This is a genomic window from Mesorhizobium sp. WSM3866 (genome assembly GCF_002294795.1).
Lineage (GTDB): Bacteria > Pseudomonadota > Alphaproteobacteria > Rhizobiales > Rhizobiaceae > Mesorhizobium.
Genome location: NZ_NSGC01000046.1, coordinates 1 through 1,959, shown reverse-complemented (window position 1 = coordinate 1,959; position 1,959 = coordinate 1). Strand labels below are relative to the sequence as shown.

Here is a 1,959-nt window from a genome sequence, read left to right as displayed (position 1 = left end):
CGACGGTGATGACGCCTTCGTTGCCGACCTTCTGCATCGCTTCCGCGATCATCTTGCCGACCGACTCGTCGCCATTGCCGGCGATGGTGCCGACCTGAGCGACTTCTTCCGAAGTCTTGATCTTCTTGGCGGCCTTGCCGAGAGCGGCGACGACTTCGCTGACGGCGAGGTCGATGCCGCGCTTGAGGTCCATCGGGTTCATGCCGGCGGCAACGGCCTTGTTGCCTTCCTGTACGATCGCCTGGGCGAGAACGGTCGCGGTGGTCGTGCCGTCGCCGGCGATGTCGTTGGTCTTCGAAGCGACTTCGCGGACCATCTGGGCGCCCATGTTCTCGAACTTGTCCTCAAGCTCGATCTCCTTGGCGACGGTGACGCCGTCCTTGGTGATGCGCGGGGCGCCGAACGACTTGTCGATGACGACATTGCGGCCCTTAGGGCCGAGGGTCACCTTCACCGCGTCGGCGAGGATGTTGACACCGCGCAGCATGCGCTCACGGGCGTCGCGGGAGAATTTTACGTCTTTTGCAGCCATGGTTAGCTCCTGACAAGGGCTCGGGAAGAGCCCGAAAACTCAATTGATGGAGAGGCCGATGATCAGCCGATGATGCCCATGATGTCGGATTCCTTCATGATCAGAAGGTCCTCGCCATTGAGCTTGACTTCAGTGCCCGACCACTTGCCGAACAGGATGCGGTCGCCGGCCTTGACGTCCAGCGGCACGAGCTTGCCGCTTTCGTCGCGGGCGCCGGAGCCGACGGCGATGATCTCGCCTTCCTGCGGCTTCTCCTTCGCCGTATCCGGGATGATGATCCCGCCGGCGGTCTTGGATTCGGATTCGACCCGGCGAACGACCACGCGGTCATGAAGCGGGCGGAAATTCGACTTTGCCATTTTGGATATCCCTGTGCGGAGGTTGAAAGGTCTCCGTTGCCGGAGCCCGTTAGCACTCGCCAGCGGGGAGTGCCAACGTGGCGGTGAGATAGGCTGTAGGTTCGTCCTGGTCAAGACGGATGAGCGGACAGCCGAAGAGCAAAAAGTTGGGAATCGACATGGAAGCCTGGCCTCCATTACGGGCGCATTCCAATGTCTGAGCGCGTTTCGGCCGTCAGCTCTGGGCTGACTTTTGTATCCTATTTAGAATGTGAAATTATGTGAAATTAACGGCCGAGCCGTCGGCGGCATCCATAAACTTGGGGTCGCAACGAGCGCTCATCGCTCGGCAGGCACTTGCAGAGCACATTGGAATGTCTTTCTGACGACGATGTTTCCCACCGGCAGCTTGCGCGGGTGCCAGCCGGACGAGCTTGCGCGCCAGCTCGGGACGATCGACCCGTATGCGTGAAGAAGAAGCGAAGCCGGCCGACGCAATGCTGTTCATCGTCGGCACTGAACCCATTATCCTGTTGCTCGATCTGGAACCGGCGGCGGTCGTCGGTGGTCGCTGTATCCGGCCACCGGCCAAGGAAGGTGGCCAGGCGTCCGATGTCGCGGAGATAGTTGCGCTGCGTCGCCTGGCTGAACCGGCGCAGCATCATGTCGTTGATCAACCGCTGGCGCAGCTGAACTATCGGTGGATTGAGAACAGGATAGGCATGGTCGGACTCCTTGTTGAAGGGCTCGTGATGCTCTGCCGCTGCCGAACCACCCTCAATGCGAGCGCGACGACCGGTTCTTGTCTACCTAGACCCCAAGCGCCCACCCGCGTAGCGGGTTCGTTCTTCGGCCCCGCAGTCTCTACCGCTTGAAAAGACTCCGTGGACATTACGACCAGCGTTAGGGCCTCATCGTGCAGTTCCGGATAGCGGCGGGATCATAGGATCGAGTTCTTCCTGTTCCATGTATTTTGCGCCAGGCTTTGAAAGATAGGAAGCTAGCTCCGAGAGAGCTATGGCTGAAACTGGGTGATGACGGTTTGAGGAGAGCGGCGTATCGAGGCGGGTGATGAAGCCTGCCAGAACC

3 protein-coding genes are annotated in these 1,959 nt (G+C 60.2%); all 3 read right to left on the bottom strand.

The genetic code is table 11. The features are described 5' to 3' along the window. Positions 1–532, bottom strand: a 532-nt coding sequence (locus CK222_RS31325) for a TCP-1/cpn60 chaperonin family protein (protein ID WP_280951807.1), incomplete at its 3' end; no start/stop codon positions are given. A gap of 62 nt (positions 533–594) precedes the next feature. After that, positions 595–891 carry a co-chaperone GroES gene (gene groES / locus CK222_RS31320; RefSeq protein ID WP_095776521.1) on the bottom strand — a complete coding sequence of 99 codons (297 nt, stop codon included), beginning with the start codon at positions 889–891 and terminating at the stop codon, positions 595–597. A gap of 266 nt (positions 892–1,157) precedes the next feature. Then, a complete protein-coding gene (locus CK222_RS31315; protein ID WP_245420490.1) occupies positions 1,158–1,532 on the bottom strand; it encodes a phage integrase N-terminal SAM-like domain-containing protein in 375 nt (124 codons plus the stop codon). Between the last annotated feature and the right edge of the window lie 427 nt (positions 1,533–1,959).

What these genes read in the sequence shown, in the direction of transcription:
- groES (WP_095776521.1), bottom strand. Translation starts at nt 891, where the DNA reads ATGGCAAAGTCGAATTTCCGCCCGCTTCATGACCGCGTGGTCGTTCGC.
- CK222_RS31315 (WP_245420490.1), bottom strand. Translation starts at nt 1,532, where the DNA reads ATGCTGCGCCGGTTCAGCCAGGCGACGCAGCGCAACTATCTCCGCGAC.